This window comes from Paenibacillus sp. Lou8.1 (genome assembly GCF_024213565.1).
Taxonomy (GTDB): Bacteria; Bacillota; Bacilli; order Paenibacillales; family Paenibacillaceae; genus Paenibacillus; species Paenibacillus polymyxa_B.
Genome location: NZ_JANAVN010000035.1, coordinates 1 through 4,207, shown reverse-complemented (window position 1 = coordinate 4,207; position 4,207 = coordinate 1). Strand labels below are relative to the sequence as shown.

The following is a 4,207-nucleotide window of genomic DNA, read 5'->3' as shown; positions in this document are numbered from 1 at the left end:
GGGATGTAGCTCAGCTTGGTAGAGCACCTGGTTTGGGACCAGGGGGTCGCATGTTCAAATCGTGTCATCCCGATACTGATTTGCGGGTGTAGTTCAATGGTAGAACTCCAGCCTTCCAAGCTGGTAGCGTGGGTTCGATTCCCATCACCCGCTTTTTGCTATAGCGGATTCTTGTTGCCTCAGTGGTGACACCTTATAAATAAAGAGAGCCTGTCTGGGGACAGAGCTCTCTCTTTTTTTGTATTTATCCTCATGTAATCCACATTGTGTTGATTATCCATAATCTTCGGTATCGGTGTATATCGTTCTGATCATACAACTGGCATACACCGATAACCGATCTAGTGGACAGTTTTTACACGGGAATGGTCAGCTGGATGGAGGTTCCCTCGTCTGAAGCAGAGGTTATGCTCATAAATCCCCCTACCCCTCTAGCTCGTTCTTCCATACTGAACAATCCAACTCCCTCTCCTTGGGACTTTCCAGAGAATCCAATGCCTTCATCCCGAATGGTCACTTGTATCATTTCATTTTGATCCTCGACGTCGACATATGCCTCTGCTACATCTGCGTATTTGGCTACATTCGTTAATGCTTCTTGTACAATCCGATAAATTGCAATTTCCTTGCGAATATCAACCCGTTTACGTAAAGTGCATTGAAAATGCACCTCAATCCCGTAATGAGAACAGAAGTTTTCAATATAGGTTCTTATGGCTGGGACGACACCCAGATCATCCAGAACTGAGGGACGAAGTTCCCACGCTAGACCACGAACATCTTTGATGATGTCGGTCACCTGCGAACGAAGATTCTCCAGAGTAGCACTAGGTTGTTCGGCAAGTTGGCTATCCAATTGAATAATAAGTGAAAACAAGCTTTGCCCTATCCCATCATGCAGCTCTCTTGAAAAGCGTTTACGTTCTTCTTCCTGTATTTGCATGACTTGCGTCATCATAGACTGGAGTTCTGCTTCTACTTTCTTCAGTTTAGTGACCTCATTGCGGATCGCTAAGTACTGATAGGGTTTACCTTCCTCGTCCATAAACGGAACGATCGTAGTATTCACCCAATAGTAGCTGTTATCTTTAGCACGATTACGTATTTCTCCTTGCCATACCTCACCTGAACGGATCGTAGTCCACAGGTTTTTCATGAAGGCAGAGGTATGATAGCCTGAATTAATAAGACGATGATCCTGACCGATCAGTTCTTCACGACTGTATTGCGAAATCTCACAGAACTTGTCGTTTACGTACTGAATAATACCTCGATGATCGGTCAAAGCAACGATGGAAGACGTATCTAAAGCAAATTTCAGATTGGATAATTGGTGGAGTGAGTTACGCAGCGCATGAAGAAGAGGGGATTCTGGTATATAAATTTCCAGATCATTCAGCAGTTTATCGGTTGATTCACCAAAGGCATGCTGCAGTAAAGGTTTAGAAGGTTCATTCATAATGGAGCAGCCCCTTTTTTAGTGCGAATTTGACTAGCTCAGGTCGTGTTTTCAAGTTAAGCTTCTCCATAAGATTGCTTTTATGGGACTCTACGGTTTTGACACTAATCACCAGGTGCTCGGCAATTTCCTTGTTGGCATATCCTTTGGCTACCCAGGATAGAATCTCTTTTTCCCGCTCAGACAAAGATTCATAGGGTCCGGCTATGCCTTCCTGTTTGATTTTGTCCAGATATTCACTCATCAGTCGTTTGGTTGCATTCGGGTACAAATAGGCACTACCTTCGGCCACAGACTGGATGGCAGCGAGTAACTCCTCGTGAGGTGCGCTTTTTAAAATATATCCGGATGCTCCAGCTTGAATGGCCCGGAACAGATATTCTTCATCGTCATGCATCGTTAAAATAAGGACTTCTGTATCGGGCAACTGTTTTTTTAATTCAGTAGTTGCCGTGAGACCATCTTTGCCAGGTGGCATGCTAAAATCCATGAGTACGACATTAGGTTGTAGCTCTACTGCTTTGCGGATCGCCTCATCCCCGTCTGCTGCATCTCCTATGACCTTAATACCATTTTTGCCGTCCAATAGGGCCATGAGGCCAGAACGTACGACAACATGATCATCCACTACTAGTATACGAATCAATTTGTCATCCCCTCGAACGGTAAAAAAACCGTGCGTTTTGTCATAATCATAGCAAATTTTAGGGATTTCAATCAACAAAGATAGTTAAGGACAGCCATATCAAGTATTTTATGAGTTTTATTATCTACAGTAACATTGTTGATCTATGGAGTGAGAGGGTAAGCACATAGTTGACTAAGGCGTTGAGCGACTTGAGTGGCCTCGGCCACATCAGACTCTGTGAACGTCCTCACATCACGATTACCAAGAAGCAGCACACCGTTAGGCAGATCCCCTGTGCTGGAAAAGGGAATAGCAACAGCAGAGTGAAGCTGCTCGGCCAGCATTAGTGCACACTCCTGACGCAGACGTATACTACCTGATAGTAAAGCACTTACAGTCACGGTACGTCCCAAGCGAACAGCCATCCCGGCAATACCATGACCAATCTTAAAAGAAATAAGGCGATAGCGATTGCTTCGGCTGCCGGAGGCGTAATACCAATGCAGTTTACCACCCGACTTGGACATAAATGCAAGGGCAGTGAGATCACCATAAATAGTATCTCTCAACTGGTTCAGTTCTTTTCGCATTTCATCCGTTATTTGTAGCATAGAAGACACATCCTTTTTCATTACCAACTATATCTCTAATTCATTGTAGTTCTGACAGTTACAAAAGTAGATCAGGGAACCCCCTGATCTATAGGCGCAGGAAACACTGAGTTTTCATGAGGTCGGGTAAGGAGTAAGGAAAAGGTCGATAAATGGGGCCTTAGCTTACCTCGGAAAGTGATATTTATCACAGTAAATCAGGGAGTAGGAAGGTATAAAATCAGGTGTTCTCCCGATAACAACCCAGGCATTAAAACATTATGATATAGATATCAGGTAAACACGAGGAGGACGCTAACATGCAAGCCACTTGTATGGAACGGTTTGGGGACGAAGCGGAACGCACGGGAATTCAGATTTATTTGACAGAAGAACATTTTGTTCTGCTAAAAGATATTATGTCCTGGAAGAAGGTAAAGGCAGGCGTTATGCTTTTCCGAGAAGGCGATGATGCAGAGCAGCTTTATTATATACATTCAGGTCATGTTAAACTTCGTAAATCGACAGAAGATGGTAAAGAACTGATTCTGACCATTCAGCATCAAGGCGACTTAATAGGGGAATTTAGCGGGATAGATGGAGAAGAGTATAGTTGCACTGCGGAAACAGCCGATGTGTGTGAGTTAGGCGTCGTGCTTGTTAAGGATCTGGAGTCGCTCTTGTCCAAAAATGGGGAAATGGCACTTCAGTTCATCCAGTGGATGGCGATGAAGCAACGCATTATGCAATCGCGTTTTCGGGACTTACTGTTGTATGGTAAAACTGGAGCGTTAGCATCTACATTGATCCGTGCTAGCAATACATGTGGCGTGGCTGTGAAGGATGGCATTTTACTAAATATGAAGCTAAGTCACTCCGAATTAGGTGAGATGATTGGAGCGACGCGAGAGAGTGTGAACCGGATGCTGAGCGCGCTGAAAGAGCAGGGAACCCTAGATACAAGGGATGGAAAGATTGTCATTCACGATCTCAAGGTATTACGTGGCATGTGCTGCTGTCCTTCGTACGGCCAATGTGCCCATGAAATTTGTCGCCTCTAATATATGAATACCATTAGGCGGGGTCCAAGAGACTTCGCCTTGCTGCATGTTTTCTAACAATCTAGTACATGGGGTAACGAACAACATAGATTAGAAAAAACTAATCAACGTCGTATAGCGGCTAATTACCAATAAAATGTATTTATACTAAATGGAACTGAACACATGACATTTTATGAACTAGCTGTTTTGATTGGAGCTAATAATGGTTGACTAAAAGATGGGAGGGATCAAGCTTAAAAAAGGGAATATTTACAAGTTGTTTTCTTTTGCTGAAAATGATATATTATTTGAGCTGACAACAAAACAGCAGTTTCAAAAGCGAAAAGCTTGGGTGAAAATGATCTTCAAAAAATAAAAAAATAACCCTTGCATTTTTGAAACGAACATGATATGATCTTATAGCTGCTGAAAAACGCGGCGAAAGAGAAATGTTTGATCTTTGAAAACTGAACAACGAGTGAGTAAA

At 43.2% G+C, this 4,207-nt stretch carries 5 protein-coding genes and 2 tRNA genes; 3 read left to right on the top strand and 4 right to left on the bottom strand.

The window, feature by feature from the left end; genetic code table 11:
• Together NLX78_RS26330 and NLX78_RS26325 are read left to right on the top strand one after the other, a co-directional pair.
• Nucleotides 1–73, top strand: a tRNA-Pro gene (locus tag NLX78_RS26330).
• Nucleotides 74–82: 9 nt separating this feature from the next.
• Nucleotides 83–153 (top strand) — tRNA-Gly (locus tag NLX78_RS26325).
• Nucleotides 154–355: 202 nt separating this feature from the next.
• Here NLX78_RS26325 and NLX78_RS26320 read toward each other — a convergent pair.
• The 3 genes from NLX78_RS26320 to NLX78_RS26310 all read right to left on the bottom strand — a co-directional run bounded on the left by NLX78_RS26320 (nt 356) and on the right by NLX78_RS26310 (nt 2,698).
• A complete protein-coding gene (locus tag NLX78_RS26320; protein WP_254351921.1) occupies nt 356–1,459 on the bottom strand; it encodes a PAS domain-containing sensor histidine kinase in 1,104 nt (367 codons plus the stop codon).
• Nucleotides 1,452–2,105 carry a response regulator gene (locus NLX78_RS26315; RefSeq protein ID WP_254351920.1) on the bottom strand — a complete coding sequence of 218 codons (654 nt, stop codon included), beginning with the start codon at nt 2,103–2,105 and terminating at the stop codon, nt 1,452–1,454. Before NLX78_RS26315 ends, NLX78_RS26320 begins: the two co-directional genes overlap by 8 nt.
• A gap of 143 nt (nt 2,106–2,248) precedes the next feature.
• Nucleotides 2,249–2,698, bottom strand: coding sequence for a GAF domain-containing protein (locus NLX78_RS26310; protein ID WP_103050371.1), 450 nt, complete (start codon nt 2,696–2,698; stop codon nt 2,249–2,251).
• 299 nt (nt 2,699–2,997) lie between these two features.
• On the opposite strand from NLX78_RS26310, the gene NLX78_RS26305 reads away from it, so the two are divergent.
• A complete protein-coding gene (locus tag NLX78_RS26305) occupies nt 2,998–3,738 on the top strand; it encodes a Crp/Fnr family transcriptional regulator (protein WP_061832126.1) in 741 nt (246 codons plus the stop codon).
• A gap of 286 nt (nt 3,739–4,024) precedes the next feature.
• Here the strand turns inward: NLX78_RS26305 and NLX78_RS26300 are convergent.
• Nucleotides 4,025–4,207, bottom strand: a 183-nt coding sequence (locus NLX78_RS26300; RefSeq protein ID WP_254351919.1) for a hypothetical protein, incomplete at its 5' end; no start/stop codon positions are given.

Coding starts and splice junctions, on each gene's coding strand:
- NLX78_RS26320 (WP_254351921.1), bottom strand. CDS start 1,459: ATGAATGAACCTTCTAAACCTTTACTGCAGCATGCCTTTGGTGAATCA.
- NLX78_RS26310 (WP_103050371.1), bottom strand. CDS start 2,698: ATGCTACAAATAACGGATGAAATGCGAAAAGAACTGAACCAGTTGAGA.
- NLX78_RS26305 (WP_061832126.1), top strand. CDS start 2,998: ATGCAAGCCACTTGTATGGAACGGTTTGGGGACGAAGCGGAACGCACG.